This window comes from Streptomyces ipomoeae 91-03 (assembly GCF_000317595.1).
GTDB classification, from domain to species: Bacteria; Actinomycetota; Actinomycetes; order Streptomycetales; family Streptomycetaceae; genus Streptomyces; species Streptomyces ipomoeae.
The window spans coordinates 1-18,623 of sequence record NZ_AEJC01000621.1; the positions used below are offsets into that span (position 1 = coordinate 1).

The following is an 18,623-nucleotide window of genomic DNA, read 5'->3' on the forward strand; positions in this document are numbered from 1 at the left end:
GCCCTTCCGTTACCTCAGCGAGTCGTACATATAATCGCAATACCGAACTGACGGTTGATTTCGGTTGCTTGCTCAGATCTGGTGCTACTGGTGAACTTTTCGGGTGAGCCTGACGAGACGGTCGGCGGAGGCACCGGGGGCGGGCGGGCCCGAGGAGCAGTTCCCGGAAAGGGACGACGGGGGAGTCCGCCGGGCCGTCGTGCTGCTCGTGCTGGTGGCCGTGAGCACGCTGATCCCGCTGTTCGGGCCCCGGGTCGCGCTGGAGGGAACAGGCGAGGCGGCGGCGCCCGGGGCGGGCGGGGTCGCGCTGCTGCGGGCGGTGCTGTTGGCCGCGCTGTGCGTTCCGGCGGGTGAGCTGTTCGTGGGGTGGCTGGCCCGCCGGGTGCCGGGCACGCCCCGGGAGATGCCGCGCGGTTGGGCGCCATGGGCGGCGGGGGCCGGTTTCGTGGCCGCGCTGGGGCTGGCCTCGGTCGTGGCCACCGGCAACCTGGTGCCGGACTCCCCCGCCGACATGGACGTCGGCGGCCTCTACGAGACCCGGGACGGCAGCCTGGCCCTCCTGGAGGTCAACGCGTTCGCCGCCGTCGGTCTGTGCGCCCTGTCCCGCCGTCCGGCCACCCAGGTGGTGCCGCTGGCCGCGATCGTCGTGGCGGAGGCGCTGCGCGCCCATCCCACGTCGGAGCACCACAGCCCGCTCGTGGGCAGCGGCCTGACCCTGGTGCATCTGACGTGTGCGGCGCTGTGGGCGGGCGGACTGCTGTACGTGCTGCGGACATTGCGCACGCGCGCGTGGCGTACGGCGACGAGAACCGGGACAGGGACAGGGGCGGGCGCCGCGCTGCTGGGGCTCTACGCGCGCGTGGCCGCCGTTCTGCTCGCCGTCATCACCGCCACCGGCGTGTGGAGCACACTGCGCCGCATGCCGCCGGGGACGGTCCTGGACCAGCTGACGGAGACGGCGTACGGGCGCGCCCTGCTCGCCAAGGTGCTCCTCGTGGCCGCCGTCGCCGCCCTCGCCCTGTGGGCCCGGCTGCGGCTGCGCCGCGCGGACGACCCGCTGAGCGCCTGTGCCCCCGCACGCGCGGAGGTGGCCGTCCTGGGCGTGGTCATGGCGGTCTCGGCGCTACTGACGGCACTGCCGGTGCCGATCCGCTGGTGACATCGGCCATCGGCCGTGACCATGCCGAGGCTCCTCCAGGTGAGCGTGATCCACAGGTCGGGGCGCAGGAGCTGTGGCCCTCGGCTTCGAACAGCGGTACGCGGCCCGCCGAACTCCTCACCATCGGGCGGCGTCGGTCCTCGGTGGATTTCGACCAAGGGCTGTCCGAGCTCCGCCTCGGCCATATCGACCGAGTAACGCGCTGTCAGTCCCGGCCCGTATCCTCATTGACCATGCTCGAAGACCGTGCGACCGCAACGTCCCCAGTTTCTTGGCCGGCCGCGTATCCGAAGGGGTACGCGGTTGTCGACGTGGAGACGACCGGGCTGGCCCGGGACGACCGGATAATTTCGGCGGCCGTGTACAGACTGGACGCGCGGGGCGAGGTCGAGGACCACTGGTACACGGTGGTGAATCCGGAGCGGGACCCGGGACCGGTGTGGATTCACGGGCTGACGAGTGACGTGCTCGAAGGGGCCCCGCTCTTCCGGGACATCGCCGAGGAGTTCGCGTCCCGGCTGGCGGACCGGGTGCTCGTGGCGCACAACGCGGTGTTCGACTGGTCGATGATCGCGCGGGAGTACGCGCGAGTGGAGATCGAGGCACCGGTACGGCAGCGGCTGTGCACGATCGCGCTGTCGAAGGAGCTGGGGCTGCCGCTGCCCAACCACAAGCTGGAGACGCTCGCCGCGCACTTCGGGGTCGTCCAGCAGCGGGCGCACCACGCGTTGGACGACGCGCGGGTGCTGGCGGAGGCGTTCCGGCCGAGTCTGCGGGCCGCGGCGGCCGGCGGCGTACGGCTGCCGTTGCACGAGTGCCGGCCGCTCACGGAGTGGACGGACCGGGCGAGCGGCGCCACACCGCGGAGCGGGCAGCAGGCGGGCGGCGGCTATCGCGGCTACAGCGGGTACCAGCCGACCAGTTGGCGGCCCTCACGGAAGAGGCCCGCGTGCCCCTACCCCAACCCAGGGCGCTACGAAGAGGGCAAACCGCTCAAACAGGGCATGCGTGTGGCGTTCTCCGGAGACACCTCGATCGAGCGCGATCTGCTGGAGGACCGGGCGATCGAGGCGGGGCTGCATGTCGCGACCAGCCTGTCGCGGCTGACCAGTCTGCTCGTCACCAACGACCCGGACTCGGGCACGTCGAAGGTGGTCAAGGCACGGCAGTACGGGACGCCGGTCGTGGACGAGGCGGCGTTCGGGCAGTTGCTCCGCGACGTCGAGCCCGCCGACGAATGACGTGAGCGGGGGCCCTTGGCGCCCCGCGGTGACCCGTGGCGCCCCGCGGTGACCCGTACGGACGGGTGATTGCCGTGCGACTCGCCCGCCGCCCACTCGCCCGCGCGGCTGTGACGGCTCACCCTGTGGCGCATGGCGAGATGTGAAGTTTGCGGAAATGACTACGGAATGACCTTCGAGGTGCACGCGCAGGGCGCGGTGCATGTATTCGACTGCTTCGCCTGTGCGATCCATCGCATGGCCCCCATCTGCGAGCACTGTCGCGTGCAGATCATCGGCCAGGGCGTCGAGGCGGACGGCCACTGGTACTGCGGCGCGCACTGCGCGCGGGCGGAAGGGAAGGCGGGGATCATCGACCGGGTTTGAGCACACGCTGCCGGAAGCACCCCACGGCCCTCTGCGGGACCCTCCCGCAGAGGGCCGATGGGCGCGAGGTACGGTCAATGGGTGTACCGCTTCCTGTTGTCCCGGCAGTGGGTGATCCTCACGCTGTTCGCCCTTCTCCTGATCCCGACGATGATCAGGCTGGGGATCTGGCAGATGCATCGCTATGAGGAGCGCAGCGCCCGGAACCAGCTCGTCGCCGACGCGCTGGCCGCGAAGCCGGTACCCGTGGAGCGGCTGACCTCCCCCGGACATACCGTCACCAGCGCCGAGCGCTACCGGACCGTGACCGCGAAGGGTCGCTTCGACACCGACGACGAGGTCGTCGTCCGCCGCCGTACGAACGCCGACGACGAGGTCGGCTTCCATGTCCTGACCCCGTTCGTGCTCGACGACGGCAAGGTCCTGCTCGTCAACCGCGGCTGGATCCCCTCGGGCGGCCTCGGCGAGACCGCGTTCCCCAAGGTTCCCGCGCCGCCCTCCGGCGAGGTCACCGTCACCGGGCGGCTGATGCCCGACGAGACGACCGAGGCGAGCGGCATCAAGGACCTCAAGGGGCTGCCCGACCGGCAGATCATGCTGATCAACAGCGAGCGGGAGGCCAAGCGCCTCAGCGCCCAGGTGCTTGGTGGCTACGTCGCCCAGACCGCCCCCGAGCCCAAGGGCGACACCCCGGAACAACTCAGCAGCCCCGGCGACGAGAACGCCGCCCTGAACTACGCCTACGCCCTCCAGTGGTGGCTCTTCGCCGCCGCGGTCCCCGTCGGCTGGGTCATCCTGGCCCGCCGCGAGGCCCGCGACTCCTCGGCGGCTGCCGCCGCCGAGGAGGAGAAGGAGACGGCACCGGCTCCGGCGTAGCCCGAACGGGAGGGGCCCCATGAGCGGAAGGGGCCCCATGAGCGGGAGGTACCCCCACCGTCCCAGCGGCACGACCGCCCGCAGCCAGGAACGGCTACGGGCAGCACGGCTGCCTGCGGCTGAGTGGGCAAGTCAGCAGCAGCGTCCCTCCGGATGCTTCTCTCGGTGCAGGCCGCGCAGCACGTCGTACTCCCGTCGGGTCGGTACCGCCGTCTCCGGGTGGCGGCGGCGCCGGCGCTCGCAGTAGCGGTCGTACTCCGTCTCCCCCATCAGCTCCCGCAGGTACCAGTGGACGGTACGGGCCGTCCGCGTCATGCGGGTCCACAGTCGGGTGGTCGACGCGGCGGTCACTGGCGCGCCCCCACCAGCTGCTCGTCGGACCGCTCCGGCATGTCGATGCGGGACTCGACGTACGGCGCCTCCGTCAGCGGCAGGGCGACCGGCGACCGTACGGCTCGGACGCAGACCACGGCGCAGTTGATCAGGACCGTGAGGACGAGAGCGAGGAAGATCGCCATGATCACGCCGTCGACCGTGTTGTTGAGGACGATGGTGTGCATGTCGTCCATGTTCGTGGCGCCCGGCAGGAGCCGGCCCTTGTCGATGGCCTCGGCGTACTTGTCCCGCAGGGCGAAGAAGCCGATCTTGGGGTCGGCGGAGAAGATCTTCTGCCAGCCGGCGGTGAAGGTGACGGCGACGTCCCAGGCGAGCGGGATGCCGGTGACCCAGGCCCAGCGCAGCTTGCCGGACTTGATGAGCACGGTGGTGGTGACGGCGAGGGCGACCGCGGCGAGCAGCTGGTTGGCGATGCCGAACAGGGGGAACAGCTGCTTGATGCCGCCCAGCGGGTCGGTGACACCGGCGTAGAGGAAGTAGCCCCAGGCGCCGACGACCAGGGCGCTGGTGATCCAGATGCCCGGCTTCCAGGTGACCCGGCCGATCGGCTTCCAGACGTTGCCGAGCATGTCCTGGAGCATGAAGCGGCCCACGCGGGTGCCGGCGTCGACCGTGGTGAGGATGAACAGGGCCTCGAACATGATGGCGAAGTGGTACCAGAAGGCCTTCATCCCGGCGCCGCCGAAGACTCCGGCGAAGATCTCCGACATGCCGACGGCCAGGGTGGGCGCGCCACCGGAGCGGCCGACCAGTGTCTCCTCCTCGACGGCCTTGGCCGCCGCGGTGAGCTGGTCCGGGGTGATGGTGAAGCCGAGGTTCTTCACGGCCTCGGAGGCGGTGTCCACGGTCGGGCCGAGCAGCGCGGCCGGGGAGTTCATGGCGTAGAACAGGCCCGGTTCGAGGACGCAGGCGGCGATCAGGGCCATGACGGCGACGAAGGACTCCGTGAGCATGGAGCCGTAGCCGATCAGGCGGACCTGGGACTCCTTCTGGATCAGCTTCGGGGTGGTGCCGGAGGAGACCAGCGCGTGGAAGCCGGACAGGGCGCCGCAGGCGATGGTGATGAAGAGGAAGGGGAAGAGGGAGCCGGCGAAGACCGGTCCGGCGCCGTTGGTGGCGAAGTCGGTCACCGACTCGGCCCTGAGCTTCGGGGCGGCGATCACGACGCCCACGGCCATGAGGGCGATGGTGCCGACCTTCATGAACGTCGACAGATAGTCACGCGGGGCCAGCAGCATCCACACGGGGAGCACGGAGGCGACGAAGCCGTAGCCGACCAGGCAGAAGACCAGGGTCTCGGGGCTCCAGACGAAGTACTCGGCGAGTGAGGAGTCCTGGATCCAGCCGCCGCCGAGGATGGCGAGCAACAGCAGCGCCACCCCGATGAAGCTCGTCTCGACGACCCGGCCCGGCCGCAGATAGCGCAGGTAGAAGCCCATGAAGAGGGCGATGGGGATGGTCATGGTGACCGAGAAGGTGCCCCACGCGGACTCGGCGAGGGCGTTGACGACGACCATCGCGAGGACCGCGAGCAGGATGATCATGATGGCGAAGACACCGATCAGAGCCGCCGCACCGCCCACCTTGCCGATCTCGTCGCGGGCCATCTGGCCGAGGCTCTTGCCGTCCCGGCGCATGGAGAGGAACAGGACGATCATGTCCTGCACCGCGCCGGCGAAGATCACGCCCGCGATGATCCAGACCGTACCCGGCAGATAGCCCATCTGGGCGGCGAGGACCGGGCCGACCAGCGGTCCGGCGCCGGCGATGGCCGCGAAGTGGTGGCCGAACAGCACCCGCTTGTCGGTGGGGTGGTAGTCGACGCCGTCCTCAAGGCGTTCGGCCGGGGTGGCCCGGGTGTCGTCGACCTGGAGGACCCGGCGGGCGATGAACCGGGAGTAGAAGCGGTAGGCGATCGCGTACGAGCCGAGGGCGGCCACGACCAGCCAGACGGCGGAGATCTCCTCGTCCCGGGACAGCGCGAGTACGGTCCAGCCGATCGCGCCGACGAGGGATACGGCGATCCAGATCGCGATCGATTTCGGCGACATCTTCTGGGATGTACGAAACTTTTCCGGCGCCTCACGGCCGGATTCGGGCATGGCTGATGTGGGCATGGCGGCTCCTGACCTCAACGGGTGGGCAATGCGGGTGTGAAGCGGAAAGGGAACTGCGGCTCAGCGATGTCGGTCCGTCAACGCGTACGCGGCGAGCAGACAGAGGCCGCACCCCGGCACCCAGGCGAGCTGGTACCAGTAGAAGAACGGCGTGCCCGCGAGCCGTGGCTCGGCACCGGCGTACCAGGGGACCCACAGCAGGCCCGCCGCGGGCGCGAGGAGCAGTACGGCGATCGCGACGCGCCGTAGCCGGTGATGACCGGACCGTGCCATGACCTGCGCTCCTCTCCCGCTCGCTGTCGGTCTGTGCAAGAGTTGCGCACTCGCCGGAATCGGTTGACACCGAATTTCCGGGAAATTTCCCGCCCGCCGTCGTCAACCGAAGGGGCGGTCAGCGCAACTGACGTGCGAGGGCCCCGGACGCGCCAAGGGCGGCGCGGCACCCGGGACGGTGCGGGGGGCCGGGCACACCAAGGACGGTGACGCATGGCGAACGCTGCCATGACAGCGACGTTCCTCGCCGTGATCGGCGGAGCGTCGCTGCTCGCCGTCACCGCGCGCCGGCTGCGCCCCAGCGACCGGCTGCCGTCCCTGGAGGGCTGGGCGCTGGCCGACCGCGGCCTCGGCCCGGTGTGGACCTGGCTGCTGCTGGGCGGCACGATCTTCACCGCGTACACCTTCACCGCCGTACCCGGACTGGCGTACGGCAACGGGGCGCCCGCCTTCTTCGCGGTGCCCTACACGGTGATCGTCTGCCCGCTCGCCTTCGTGCTGCTGACCCGGCTGTGGGAGGTGGCCCGGCGCCACGGGTATGTGACGGCCGGGGACTTCGTGCGGGGCCGGTACGGTTCGCCGCCGCTCGCGCTGGTGGTGGCGTTGACCGGGATCCTCGCGACGATGCCGTATCTGGCGCTGCAACTGCTCGGCATCCGGGCCGTGCTGACAGCCGGGGGCGTCTACCCCAAGGGCGCGGCCGGTGATCTGGTGATGGTGGCGCTGTTCGCGGGGCTCGCGGTGGCGACGTACCGGCACGGGCTGCGGGCGCCCGCCGTGATCTCGGTGCTGAAGGCGGTGGCCGTCTTCGTGTCGCTGACCGCCGTGTGCTGGCTGGTCCTCAGGCGGTTCGGCGGGCCGGGCCCGGTCTTCGACGGGGCCGCCGAACGGCTGAGCGGAACCGGCGTCGAGGGATCCGCCCTGCTCCTCTCCCCCGCGCAGCAGCCCGCGTACGCCACCCTCGCGCTCGGTTCGGCACTCGCGCTGCTGATGTATCCGCATGTCCTGACCGCCGGGTTCGCCGCCGACGGTCCGCGTACGGTCCGCAAGGTCGCGGTGGCGCTGCCCGCCTGGACGGGGCTGCTGGCCCTGTTCGGCTTCCTCGGTGTCGTGGCGCTCGCGACCGGGGTGCGGGCGCCGGAAGGCGGTGCCGAGGCGGCCGTCCCGATGCTGGTGGACCGGTTGATGCCGGGGCCGCTGGCCGGGCTGGTGTTCGGGGCGATCACCGTCGGCGCGCTGGTCCCTGCGGCGGTGATGTCGATCGCGGCGGCCACCGGCTTCGTACGCAATGTGTACGTCGAGTACGTCCAGCCCACGGCCACGCCCAAGCGGCAGGTGCGGATCGCCAAGGCGGTGTCGCTGACCGCGAAGGTGGGGGCGGTGGCGTTCGTGTTCGGGCTGCGCGACCAGGACGCCATCAACCTCCAGCTCCTCGGCGGTGTGTGGATACTGCAGATCTTCCCGGCCGTCGCCGTCGGCCTGTTCACCGGACGGCTGCATCCGCGGGCGCTGATCGCCGGATGGGGCGTGGGCATGGTGGTCGGCACGTTCCTGGTGGTGCGCGAGGGGTTCTCGTCCATCGTGCTGCTGGGCGGCGGGCGGCTGGAGGTCTACGCCGGGCTGGTCGCCCTGTTGATGAACCTGACCGTGGCCGTCGTCGGCACCACGGTCCTCGAACGGCTCGGCGTCCCGCGCGGCGTCGACGCGACCGACCTACCGTCCCGCCTGACCGTCAGGCGGCGCCCCGAGACGGGAGCGAGCAACCCGTGAGACGCAGACAGCACCTCCCCACGCGTGTGCCGGTACAAGAGGCTGCTCCGGCCGCCGCCGAGCCGCTGATACCGAGGCCGATGGCCGTGGGCGAGCCCCTGGCCCCGATGCCGAGCGATCCGGTCGATGTGGAGCGGGAGGCCGGGGTCGCCCGGCTGTTCGAGCTGCACTACTCCTCGATGCTGCGGCTCGCCGTGCTGCTGGGCGCCGACGACCCCGAGAACGTGGTGGCCGAGGCGTACTACCAGATCTACCGCAAGTGGCGGCGCCTGAGGGATTCCGAGGCGGCGGAGGCGTATCTGCGTTCGACGGTCTGCAATCTGACCCGGATGCGGATACGGCACCTCCAGGTCGCCCGGAAGCATGTGGAGACCCCGGCGGACGAGCCGGTCGCGTCCGCCGAGAGCACGGCCCTGCTCCACGACGACCAACGGGTGCTGATCGGCGCGCTCCAGCAGCTGCCCGCGCGGCAGCGGGAGGCGCTGGTGCTGCGCCACTGGCTCGGGCTGAAGGAGAGCGAGATCGCCGCCGCGATGGGCATCTCCTGTGGCTCCGTCAAGACCCACACGGCACGCGGCCTCGCCGCCCTGACCCAGGCGATGGAGGCCCGGCGATGAACGACACCACCGGCAACGACACCGGTCGGGACCGTACCGAGCGGGAGCTGCGCGAGGCGCTGGCCGCGCTGGCCGGCGGCGTGCACGCGGCCCCCGACGCCTATCGCACGGCCCGCGGCGACTGGCTGCGCCGCGAACGCCGCCGCCGTCTCGTCCTCGCCGTCCTGATCATGCTGGTCTTCGCCCTCGCCACCCTGATCGGCCTGTGGGTCCTCAACCAGGCCCCGTCCGACCCGGGCGTGATCTTCTCCGGGGTGGGCGGTACGACGGCGGGAACGGGACCGGGCTGAGGGAACGGAACCGGAATGCGGGGGCGGGACCGGACCGCGGAGGCGGGGCCGGGGGCCGACCGGAGGGTTCCCGGACTGATCAGCACGGCATCGGGCACCCGTCCCCCGTGCACCCCCGTATCGAGGATTACGCGCTGATCGGCGACCATCAGACGGCTGCCCTGGTGAGCGACAACGGGTCGATCGACTGGCTGTGTCTGCCCCGGTTCGACTCGGCCGCGTGCTTCGCCGCGCTGCTGGGTGACGAGGAGAACGGTCACTGGCGGATCGCGCCCAGAGGAGCGGGCACCTGCACGCGGCGGGCGTACCGGCGCGACTCGCTCGTCCTGGACACCGAGTGGGAGACGGACGAGGGCGCGGTACGCCTGACCGACCTGATGCCGCAACGCGACCGGGCCCCCGATGTCGTACGCGTCGTCGAGGGCCTGGCCGGCCGGGTGACCGTGCGCAGCACGCTCCGGCTCCGTTTCGACTACGGCTCGGTCGTGCCGTGGATGCGGAGGGTGGACGGGCATCGCGTGGCCGTCGCGGGCCCGGACTCGGTGTGGCTGCGCACCGAACCGCAGGCGCGCACCTGGGGCAAGGACCGTGCCACGCACACCGAGTTCACGGTGGAGCGGGGCGAGAAGGTCGCCTTCGTACTCACCTGGCATCCCTCGCACGAGCCCCGCCCCCGGCTGACCGACCCGTACGAGTCGCTGCGGTCGAGCCTCGCCGACTGGCGGGCCTGGGCGGGGCGTTGCCGGTACGACGGCCCGCACCGGGACGCCGTGGTCCGCTCACTGATCACCCTCAAGGCCCTCACCTACGCCCCGACCGGTGGCATCGTCGCGGCCCCCACCACCTCGCTCCCGGAGGACATCGGCGGCGTACGCAACTGGGACTACCGGCACTGCTGGCTGCGGGACTCCACCCTCACCCTCGGCGCCCTGCTGTCCTGCGGCTACCACGAGGAGGCCGAGGCCTGGCGCGACTGGCTGCTGCGCGCCGCCGCCGGCGACCCGGCGGACCTGCAGATCATGTACGGACTGGCAGGCGAGCGGCGCCTCCCGGAGTACGAGCTGCCGTGGCTGTCCGGCTACGAGGACTCGCGCCCGGTCCGGATCGGCAACGCCGCCGTACGACAGCTGCAACTGGACGTGTACGGCGAGGTCATCGACACCCTGTTCCTGTCCCGGCGTTCGGGCCTGCCCCCCAAGCCGCACATGTGGCGGATGCAGAGCGCCCTGATGGAGTATCTGCGGTCCACCTGGCGGAAGCCGGACGAGGGGCTGTGGGAGGTGCGCGGGCCGCGCCGCCACTTCACGCACTCCAAGGTGATGTCCTGGGTGGCCGCCGACCGTGCCGTCCGCACCCTGGAGCACGACCCGGAACTGAGCGGCGACCTCGACGGCTGGCGCGCGTTGCGCGACGAGATCCACCGCGAGGTGTGCGAACACGGCTACGACTCCGACCGGAACACCTTCACGCAGTCCTACGGCTCCCGCGAACTCGACGCCTCACTGCTGCTCATCCCCCGCGTGGGTTTCCTGCCGCCGGACGACCCACGGGTCGTCGGCACGGTCGACGCGATCCGCGAGGAGCTGAGCCACAAGGGGTTCGTACGGCGCTACAGCTCCGACCCGCTGGGGGCCACGGCGACGGGCGCCGCCGGTACGACCGCCCAGGGCGATATCGCCCTCGACGGGCTTCCGGGGAGTGAGGGGACGTTCCTCGTCTGCTCGTTCTGGCTCGCGAACGCCCTGCACATGACCGGTCGTACGGAGGAGGCGTGCGAGTTGTTCGAGCGGCTGGTGGGGCTGGCCAACGACGTGGGGCTGCTCGCCGAGGAGTACGACCCCGTCGCGGGGCGGCAGCTCGGGAACTTCCCGCAGGCGTTCAGCCACATCGGTCTGGTGGGCACCGCTCTCGCCCTGTTCGACGGGGACCGGGCAGGATAGGGACCATGGATCTTGGGCTGAAGGACCGTGTCTACATCGTCACCGGCGCGACGCGCGGGCTGGGCAACGCCGCCGCGCGAGAACTCGTCGCCGAGGGCGCGAAGGTGGTCATCACGGGCCGTGAGGAGAAGAGCGTCGGCGCGGCGGCGGACGCGCTCGGGCCGAACGCGATGGGTGTGGCCGCCGACAACTCCGATCCGGAGGCCGCGGGCCGGCTCATCGCCGCCGCCCGTGAGCGGTTCGGGCGTTTCGACGGCATCCTCGTCAGCGTGGGCGGGCCCGCGCCGGGGTTCGTCGCCGACAACACGGACGAGCAGTGGACCGCCGCGTTCGAATCGGTCTTCCTCGGGGCGGTGCGCTTGGCGCGGGCCTCCGCCGCGGAGTTGGGTGAGGGTGGCGTCATCGGGTTCGTGCTGTCCGGTTCCGTGCATGAGCCGATTCCCGGGCTGACCATCTCGAACGGGTTGCGGCCCGGGTTGGCGGGTTTCGCGAAATCCCTGTCCGACGAGTTGGGGCCGCGTGGGATTCGGGTCGTGGGATTGCTGCCGGCTCGGATCGACACGGACCGGGTGCGGGAGTTGGACGGGATGTCCGCCGATCCGGAGGCCACGCGGACCGAGCACGAGTCGCGGATTCCGCTGCGGCGGTACGGGAGGCCGGAGGAGTTCGGGCGTACGGCGGCGTTCTTGCTGTCTCCGGCCGCGAGTTATCTGACGGGGATCATGTTGCCGGTGGATGGTGGGATGCGGCACGGGTTCTGAGGGGCGGTCCCAAGGCGCCGTGTCCCCTTCAGGGGCGCTCAACTCACCCTTTCCGCACGGTGTTTGACGCCCGTCAGCCTTACCTCGGCCGGAAGGCTCGCCAGGCCCGCTGAATCCCTCGCATGGGTGATCGCCTCCGCCGTCAGCTGGTGGAGGGCCTCTCCGGGGGCCGCATGGGGCTGCAGTCGGAGCCGGACCCGGGCCTCGGGGGCGTTTCGGCGGCCGATCAAATGGGCCTGGGCCCGTTGGACGCCGTCCGCTTGGGACGCCTCCTCGGTCAGTACTCCCTCCAGGGCTCGGCCCCGGAGCAGCGCGCCCTCGCCGTCGCCGGTGTCGACCAGGACCTCGGCGAGGCGGTGACGGCGTAGGACCGCGGTCAGCCACCACAGGGCCAGCAGGACCAGGAGGGCGAGTACGGCGATGACGGTGGGCCACCACCAGTCGGCGTCGCGCCAGCGGGTGCGGGCGGTGTCGCTGAGCAGTACGTCGTGGCGGCCGTCGTGCGGCCACCACGAGGGAGGATTCACGCCCAGTCCGACGGCGAGCACGGCGGCTCCGGTCAGGAACAGCACCAGGCCGACGGTTCCGAGCAGCACCCTGTTGACGATCCTCAGCATCGCGCTCATCCCTTCCGGCCGGGGCGCCGTACATGCACCGACAGGGCGGGCGGCCGGGCGAGGCCCAGCCCCCGGATGCCGTCGGCGAGTGCGGCGTCCAGGTCGGCGCGTACGTCGTCCAGGTCGCGGAAGTGGGAGACCGCGCGGACGTCGACCTTGGTCCGTCCCACGCGGACCCGTACGGACTGGACGCCGGAGACCTCCATGGCCCGGTCGCGCAGGGCCAGCGCGGCGGCCACCCGGTGCAGACCGGCCCGTACGTCGGGGAGGACCCGGCGCATCGGCAGGACCTCGCGCAGCCCGGGGGTCGTGGCGAGCACGAGCAGCCAGAGGCCGAGGACGGCGGTGAGCCCGGCGCCGGCCAGCACCCAGGGGTCGTCCAGGGGGCGTTCGGCGAGTTCCCGGGCCAGCGAACGGCGCCATGCCATGCCGGGCCGGTCGGCGCGGACGGCGGCGACGTCGTACAGGAAGAGGCCCGCGCCCACGAGGAGCAGCAGGGCGAGGATGCCGGCGGGGATTCGACGCGCGGACCAGAAGCGCTTCTCCTCGCCGTTCTCGCCGTCGAGGACGGGCAGCGGGTCGTAGGCGGCGGCCGACGCGGACTGGTCGGGCTGGTCCGGTGCGGAATCGTTCGCCGTCTCTTCGGCCTTCTCGATGACGGGCAGTCGTTGAGTGGTGCCCTGACCGGGACCGTGAGCGGTGCCTTGTGTGGCGCCTTGAGAGGTGCCTCGCGTGGTCCCTTCGGAGCGCTGGGGTTCGCTCATCGCGTCCTCCCCTGTGCCGCGTCGTGTGCGTGCGCCAGGTGCAGCCGTTCCACTTGGACGGCCACCTCCGATACATGCATTCCCGCCAACGTGCCTACCCGCTCGATGACATGACGACGCACGGCAGCGCATTGGCCACCGATGTCGGAGGGGTAGGGGAGTTCGAGGCTGACGCGGACGCGCGCGGTCTCGACGGGGGTCTCCCCGCTCGAGCGAGGCCGAGAGTGGGGGTGGATGACGACGGTGGCGAAAGGGGGCGCGGAATCCGGGTGTGGCGCCCCCAGTGCCTCGCGCGCCGCCTCTGCGGCGATCTTCGCGACCACGCGGTCGGCCACCCGGACGGCCCCGCGCTCGCCCGGCGGAACGGCGGTGGGCGGTCGCCGTCCCCCGCCGAGCCGGCCGCCGGGGCTGCCGTTGTCGACGCTGTCCGTGCGGTTCATCGGCGTCTGTGGTCACGCGGGCGGAAGAAGTCGCCCAGATCCAGGTCGCCCTCCAGGAACCGGCCGACGACGAACCCGACGGCGCCCAGCGCCGCCACCAGCAGGAAGGCGCCGAATCCGCCGAAGTATCCGGCGAAGCCCAGCGCCATTCCGGCGATCATGCCGACCACGGCCAAGCTCATGCTGTGCTCCTCCTAGGGGCTCAGTGAGGCCAATCGGACTCGCGATGACGTCTCGCGATGCGGGCGGGGCTCATTGCACCCGAGTTTCCTGCTCTTCTTCCTCTTCCTCCGGCAGTTTCACATCGCTGACCGCGATGTTGACCTCGACGACCTCCAGGCCCGTCATCCGTTCGACGGCCGCGACGACGTTCTCCCGCACTGCCCGGGCGACGTCGGAGATGGACACGCCGTAGTCGACGACGATCTCCAGGTCGAGCGCGGTCTGCACCTCGCCGACCTCGGCCTTCACACCCCGGGTGACTGATTTGGTGGACCCGCCGGGCACCCGGTCGCGCACGGCCCCGAAGGTCCGGGACAGCCCACTGCCCATGGCGTGCACACCCAGCACGTCCCGGGCGGCGAGCCCGGCGATCTTCTCGACGACGCCGTCGGCGATGGTCGTATGCCCCCGGGTGGCCGGATCGCCACCACCGCGCCGGGTGGGCCTGCGACCGCCCTGCGCCGGTTCCTTCTCCTTCTCCGTCTCGACGTTCCCCGTCCGGTTCCGCTCCGTCATGTCGGTCATGCCGTACGTCCCTTCCGGTCGTCCCTTTCGTCGTCTTCAACCCACAGTAGGCGGGGTTGCGCCACCGTGCGCCGGGATACGGCAGGCTGGAGGAATGACGGCGGACGCATGGACGAAGGCAGTACGGCGACAGCTCGGCCTGGGCCGCGTTCTCGCCCTGGGTGGCCCGCGCGACGGCGCATGGATCACCGAGCGGGCGGCTGAAGCGGTACTGCGGCGCGCGGCTGCCGATGTGCGCGGGGCGCGGCTGGGCCCACTCCGCATCTCACTGGCCGCCCCGGAGCACGCCTACGACGCGTACGCCCCCGCCGTCCCACCCCCGCCGAGCGCCCTCCCACCCGGCCCTCTCCGCATCACCGCCGACTTCCTCGCCTCGGCACACTCGACCGCCGAGCCCTTCCCGACCACGGCGACCCACCTCCGCGCAGCCCTGGCCGGCGCCGCCACGCGACAGCTCGGCCTGACGGTGACAGAGGTGGACCTCCGGGTGAGCGGCTTGCTGGACACCGACGAGGACGTGGTTCAGCCACCCGAGGACCACGAGGACCATTCCCCCACCGAGCCGCCGTCCCCCGGCGACGACGAGGAGTCCCGCGTCGCCGCCGCAGCGCTGTCGGTCCCGGGAGTAACCCGCCTGACAGGAACTCTGGGCGGCCTGGGTCGGGCGGTCCTCATCGAGACGGGACCGGCACTGCCTCGCCGCCATGTCCGAGTCGAGGTGACGGTCGGGGGCGAGGAACGCGCCCTGGACGTGGCACGCGCCGTGCGCAGGAAGGTGGGCAAGGCACTGCCCGGCCATCCGACGGTGGCTGTCCTCGTCACCGCTGTCGAGGGTGCCGCCACCGAGGATGTGCCATGAGCGCTGTGGGCCATCGTTCCGCAGAGCGGAACAGTGGGTGCAGCCCAAAGCGCCGTGCGGCATATGGTCCAGGAGCAGCCGCGCCGCCCTACTCCGCCACCCCCGCCAAGTCCCGCAACCGCCGAGCCTGAGCCGCCCTCTCCGCCGCCCTCTGCTCCTCGTACGACCGCCCCTCGACCCCCCGCAACAAGCCCTTCGTCTCGATCACGGCATCCCGCGGCGCAGCCACCAGCGCGGCGGTGAGATCCCGTACCGCATCGTCGAGTTGATCGGCGGGCACGGCGAGGTTGGCGAGGCCGATGCGCTCCGCCTCCTCGGCCTGGACGAAGCGCCCGGTGAGACAGATCTCCAGTGCACGGCCGTAGCCGACAAGGCTGACCAGCGGATGCGTCCCCGTGAGGTCGGGCACGAGTCCGAGGCTGGTTTCGAGCATGGCGAACTGCACGTCGTCCGCGACGACGCGCAGGTCACAGGCGAGGGCGAGCTGGAAACCCGCGCCCACGGCGTGCCCCTGCACGGCGGCGACGGACACGATGTCGCTGCGCCGCCACCAGGTGAACGCCTCCTGGTACTCGGCGATGGTCGCGTCGAGCCCGGCGTCGTCACGGCGCGCGAGATCGATGAACGACGGCTCTCCCTCGATGCCTTCGGGCGTGAACATCTGCCGGTTGAGCCCGGCGGAGAACGACTTGCCCTCGGCCCGCAGCACGACCACGCGGACGGAGCCCGGCACCAATCGCCCGGCCTCGGTGAGCGCCCGCCACAGAGCGGGGCTCTGCGCGTTGCGCTTGGCCGGATTGGTCAGCGTCACCGTGGCGATCGCGTCGTCAACGGTGAGCCGTACACCATCCTGGTCGAGCAGCGGTTCGAGCGAAGCCATGGGACGCCTCCGATGGGTGCGGTCAGCAGAGCGAGCAAGCTAAGTGACTGCACAGTAACCACCCGGCCGGTCAGCCGACCGACCGGGTGGCCACAATCGAAGCCGATGGGCCGCCCGGCGTCAGGCCGACGTGGCCTTCTTGCCCCGCGTCGCCCCGCCACGCCCTCGAAGCGTGACGCCCGACTCGCTGAGCATCCGGTGCACGAAGCCATACGAGCGGCCGGTTTCCTCGGCCAGCGCCCGAATGCTCGCACCGGAGTCGTACTTCTTCTTCAGGTCTGCCGCGAGCTTGTCGCGCGCGGCGCCGGTAACCCGGCTGCCCTTCTTCAGAGTCTCGGCCACCCGGTCCTCCTCATGGGAAGTGCGCTCTGGTCTCCTCATGATCACCCCTCCGGGGCGTGATGGCCACCCATTCGGCAAGGTCCGTGAGACAAGGTTTTGACGACGGGAGTGCGTCCCCACGAATGGAATCTGTGATTCCGCACAGAGTCGTCCGCACGGCCGAACGGGTGGGTCCGAGAAGTACCAGGTCAGAGACGCCGAACGGCCGAGCCCCGCACACAGGAGGACTCGGCCGGGAAATCGGTGTAGGACACACCTCGGTACGAGGAGATCTCACACAGATGATGGATCACGGATGGGCCGAATGATCCATACGCAGTTGATCAACCATCTGCCGGGAGGGATCGGGGTCAGGCGAGGGCGACCAGGTCCGCGTAGTCCGCGCCCCACAGGTCCTCGACGCCGTCCGGGAGCAGGATGATCCGCTCGGGCTGGAGCGCCTCGACGGCGCCCTCGTCGTGGGTGACGAGGACGACCGCGCCCTTGTAGGTGCGCAGCGCGCCGAGGATCTCCTCGCGGCTCGCCGGGTCGAGGTTGTTGGTCGGTTCGTCGAGGAGCAGGACGTTCGCCGACGAGACCACCAGGGTCGCGAGCGCGAGACGGGTCTTCTCGCCGCCGGAGAGGACACCGGCCGGCTTGTCGACGTCGTCTCCGGAGAAGAGGAACGAGCCGAGCACCTTGCGGACCTCGACGAGGTCCATGTCGGGGGCGGCCGAGCGCATGTTCTCCAGGACCGTGCGGTCCGGGTCGAGGGTCTCGTGCTCCTGGGCGTAGTAGCCGAGCTTGAGTCCATGGCCCTCGATGACCTGGCCGGTGTCGGGCTTCTCCACGCCGCCGAGGAGACGGAGCAGGGTGGTCTTGCCGGCGCCGTTGAGGCCGAGGATGACGACCCTGGAGCCCTTGTCGATGGCCAGGTCGACGTCGGTGAAGATCTCCAGCGAGCCGTACGACTTCGACAGGCCCTCGGCGGTGAGCGGGGTCTTGCCGCAGGGCGCGGGCTCGGGGAAGCGCAGCTTGGCGACCTTGTCGCTCTGGCGGACGGCCTCCAGCCCGGCGAGCAGCTTGTCGGCGCGGCGGGCCATGTTCTGCGCGGCGACCGTCTTGGTGGCCTTGGCGCGCATCTTGTCGGCCTGCGCGTTGAGCGCGGCGGCCTTCTTCTCGGCGTTGGCACGCTCGCGCTTGCGGCGCTTCTCGTCGGCCTCGCGCTGCTGCTGGTAGAGCTTCCAGCCCATGTTGTAGACGTCGATCTGGGCGCGGTTGGCGTCCAGGTAGAACACCTTGTTGACGACCGTCTCGACCAGGTCGACGTCGTGGCTGATGACGATGAAGCCGCCGCGGTACGTCTTCAGGTAGTCGCGCAGCCACACGATCGAGTCGGCGTCGAGGTGGTTCGTCGGCTCGTCGAGGAGCAGGGTGTCCGCGTCGGAGAACAGGATGCGGGCCAGCTCGATACGGCGGCGCTGACCGCCGGAGAGGGTGTGCAGCGGCTGGCCGAGCACCCGGTCGGGCAGGTTGAGCGCGGCGGCGATGGTGGCGGCCTCGGCCTCGGCGGCGTACCCGCCCTTGGTGAGGAACTCCGTCTCCTGGCGCTCGTACTGCCTCAGCGCCTTCTCTCGGGTGGATCCCTTGCCGTTGGCGATGCGCTCCTCGTTCTCGCGCATCTTGCGGATCAGTACGTCGAGGCCGCGCGCGGAGAGGATGCGGTCGCGGGCGAGTATGTCGAGGTCGCCGGTGCGGGGGTCCTGCGGGAGGTAGCCGACCTCGCCGGAACGTGTGACGGTGCCGGCGGCGGGGATGCCGTCACCGGCGAGGACCTTGGTGAGGGTGGTCTTGCCGGCGCCGTTGCGGCCGACCAGGCCGATGCGGTCGCCCTTGGCGACACGGAAGGTGGCGGACTCGATGAGGACGCGGGCACCGGCGCGCAGCTCGATACCGGAGGCGGAGATCACGGACAGACTCCAGGGCGGATTCGGGGTGGCAGGTGGGCGGCTGAGGACGTTCCCGCCGTCTAATGCGCGAGGAGAATGGCCATGGGCCGATTCTAACTGGGCACAGCAAGCGGTTTTCCGCCCGCGCACCAAGGGATCGCGTGGTCTCGGTCACCGGCCCGTCCGGCCGTCGGCTCGCTCCGCGGGGCGTTGTCAGTGGTGGGTGCAAAACTGAGCAGG

General features: G+C 70.9%; 21 protein-coding genes. 10 read left to right on the forward strand and 11 right to left on the reverse strand.

What is annotated here, in order from left to right; translation table 11 throughout:
* Positions 1-103: 103 nt before the first annotated feature.
* From STRIP9103_RS40010 to STRIP9103_RS40025, 4 genes are all read left to right on the forward strand, one after another.
* On the forward strand, positions 104-1,159 hold the full coding sequence (locus tag STRIP9103_RS40010) for a CopD family protein (protein WP_009338055.1): 1,056 nt from the start codon (positions 104-106) through the stop codon (positions 1,157-1,159).
* 233 nt (positions 1,160-1,392) lie between these two features.
* A complete protein-coding gene (locus STRIP9103_RS40015; RefSeq protein ID WP_048821873.1) occupies positions 1,393-2,400 on the forward strand; it encodes a DEDDh family exonuclease in 1,008 nt (335 codons plus the stop codon).
* Between the two features lie 132 nt (positions 2,401-2,532).
* Positions 2,533-2,766, forward strand: a complete 234-nt coding sequence (locus tag STRIP9103_RS40020; protein ID WP_009337965.1) for a hypothetical protein — start codon at positions 2,533-2,535, stop codon at positions 2,764-2,766.
* Positions 2,767-2,847: 81 nt separating this feature from the next.
* Entirely contained in the window at positions 2,848-3,642 is a 795-nt protein-coding gene (locus STRIP9103_RS40025) for an SURF1 family cytochrome oxidase biogenesis protein (RefSeq protein ID WP_009338015.1), read from the forward strand.
* 132 nt (positions 3,643-3,774) lie between these two features.
* Here STRIP9103_RS40025 and STRIP9103_RS40030 read toward each other — a convergent pair whose 3' ends face one another.
* The 3 genes from STRIP9103_RS40030 to STRIP9103_RS40040 are packed head-to-tail and all read right to left on the reverse strand — an operon-like array spanning position 3,775 to position 6,428.
* A complete protein-coding gene (locus tag STRIP9103_RS40030) occupies positions 3,775-3,957 on the reverse strand; it encodes a YbdD/YjiX family protein (protein ID WP_048821886.1) in 183 nt (60 codons plus the stop codon).
* A 32-nt stretch (positions 3,958-3,989) separates the two neighbouring features.
* On the reverse strand, positions 3,990-6,155 hold the full coding sequence (locus STRIP9103_RS40035; protein ID WP_009338030.1) for a carbon starvation CstA family protein: 2,166 nt from the start codon (positions 6,153-6,155) through the stop codon (positions 3,990-3,992).
* Positions 6,156-6,215: 60 nt separating this feature from the next.
* The gene (locus STRIP9103_RS40040; protein ID WP_009337950.1) at positions 6,216-6,428 is read right to left on the reverse strand and encodes a DUF3311 domain-containing protein; all 213 of its coding nucleotides are present in this window, start codon (positions 6,426-6,428) and stop codon (positions 6,216-6,218) included.
* Between the two features lie 213 nt (positions 6,429-6,641).
* Here STRIP9103_RS40040 and STRIP9103_RS40045 point away from each other — a divergent pair, with 213 nt between their 5' ends.
* The 5 genes from STRIP9103_RS40045 (at position 6,642) to STRIP9103_RS40065 (ending at position 11,806) form a co-directional block, all read left to right on the forward strand.
* Positions 6,642-8,198 carry a sodium:solute symporter family protein gene (locus tag STRIP9103_RS40045; protein ID WP_009337976.1) on the forward strand — a complete coding sequence of 519 codons (1,557 nt, stop codon included), beginning with the start codon at positions 6,642-6,644 and terminating at the stop codon, positions 8,196-8,198.
* Complete coding sequence (locus tag STRIP9103_RS40050) at positions 8,195-8,815, forward strand: sigma-70 family RNA polymerase sigma factor (RefSeq protein WP_009337970.1); 621 nt, start codon at positions 8,195-8,197, stop codon at positions 8,813-8,815. Before STRIP9103_RS40045 ends, STRIP9103_RS40050 begins: the two co-directional genes overlap by 4 nt.
* Complete coding sequence (locus tag STRIP9103_RS40055; RefSeq protein ID WP_009337984.1) at positions 8,812-9,105, forward strand: hypothetical protein; 294 nt, start codon at positions 8,812-8,814, stop codon at positions 9,103-9,105. Before STRIP9103_RS40050 ends, STRIP9103_RS40055 begins: the two co-directional genes overlap by 4 nt.
* Before the next feature lie 107 nt (positions 9,106-9,212).
* Complete coding sequence (locus STRIP9103_RS40060) at positions 9,213-11,045, forward strand: glycoside hydrolase family 15 protein (RefSeq protein WP_009337995.1); 1,833 nt, start codon at positions 9,213-9,215, stop codon at positions 11,043-11,045.
* A 5-nt stretch (positions 11,046-11,050) separates the two neighbouring features.
* Positions 11,051-11,806: an SDR family oxidoreductase gene (locus STRIP9103_RS40065; RefSeq protein ID WP_009338039.1), complete on the forward strand. Its 756-nt coding sequence runs from the start codon at positions 11,051-11,053 to the stop codon at positions 11,804-11,806.
* Positions 11,807-11,844: 38 nt separating this feature from the next.
* On the opposite strand, the gene amaP is transcribed toward STRIP9103_RS40065, so the two are convergent.
* From amaP to STRIP9103_RS40090, 5 genes are all read right to left on the reverse strand, one after another.
* Entirely contained in the window at positions 11,845-12,432 is a 588-nt protein-coding gene (gene amaP, locus STRIP9103_RS40070) for an alkaline shock response membrane anchor protein AmaP (RefSeq protein WP_048821879.1), read from the reverse strand.
* Complete coding sequence (locus STRIP9103_RS40075) at positions 12,429-13,187, reverse strand: DUF6286 domain-containing protein (protein WP_009337978.1); 759 nt, start codon at positions 13,185-13,187, stop codon at positions 12,429-12,431. Before STRIP9103_RS40075 ends, amaP begins: the two co-directional genes overlap by 4 nt.
* Positions 13,184-13,627, reverse strand: coding sequence for an Asp23/Gls24 family envelope stress response protein (locus tag STRIP9103_RS40080; protein WP_009337986.1), 444 nt, complete (start codon positions 13,625-13,627; stop codon positions 13,184-13,186). Before STRIP9103_RS40080 ends, STRIP9103_RS40075 begins: the two co-directional genes overlap by 4 nt.
* The gene (locus STRIP9103_RS40085) at positions 13,624-13,809 is read right to left on the reverse strand and encodes a hypothetical protein (protein ID WP_009337935.1); all 186 of its coding nucleotides are present in this window, start codon (positions 13,807-13,809) and stop codon (positions 13,624-13,626) included. Before STRIP9103_RS40085 ends, STRIP9103_RS40080 begins: the two co-directional genes overlap by 4 nt.
* Before the next feature lie 70 nt (positions 13,810-13,879).
* Positions 13,880-14,374, reverse strand: a complete 495-nt coding sequence (locus STRIP9103_RS40090) for an Asp23/Gls24 family envelope stress response protein (RefSeq protein WP_009338041.1) — start codon at positions 14,372-14,374, stop codon at positions 13,880-13,882.
* A gap of 94 nt (positions 14,375-14,468) precedes the next feature.
* Between STRIP9103_RS40090 and STRIP9103_RS40095 the strand changes: the two genes are divergently transcribed.
* Positions 14,469-15,233: a hypothetical protein gene (locus STRIP9103_RS40095; RefSeq protein ID WP_009337937.1), complete on the forward strand. Its 765-nt coding sequence runs from the start codon at positions 14,469-14,471 to the stop codon at positions 15,231-15,233.
* 88 nt (positions 15,234-15,321) lie between these two features.
* Here STRIP9103_RS40095 and STRIP9103_RS40100 read toward each other — a convergent pair whose 3' ends face one another.
* From STRIP9103_RS40100 to STRIP9103_RS40110, 3 genes are all read right to left on the reverse strand, one after another.
* A complete protein-coding gene (locus STRIP9103_RS40100) occupies positions 15,322-16,113 on the reverse strand; it encodes an enoyl-CoA hydratase/isomerase family protein (protein ID WP_009338034.1) in 792 nt (263 codons plus the stop codon).
* Between the two features lie 120 nt (positions 16,114-16,233).
* On the reverse strand, positions 16,234-16,455 hold the full coding sequence (locus STRIP9103_RS40105; RefSeq protein ID WP_009337982.1) for a helix-turn-helix domain-containing protein: 222 nt from the start codon (positions 16,453-16,455) through the stop codon (positions 16,234-16,236).
* Between the two features lie 350 nt (positions 16,456-16,805).
* Positions 16,806-18,404 carry an ABC-F family ATP-binding cassette domain-containing protein gene (locus STRIP9103_RS40110; RefSeq protein WP_009338032.1) on the reverse strand — a complete coding sequence of 533 codons (1,599 nt, stop codon included), beginning with the start codon at positions 18,402-18,404 and terminating at the stop codon, positions 16,806-16,808.
* Positions 18,405-18,623 lie beyond the last annotated feature (219 nt).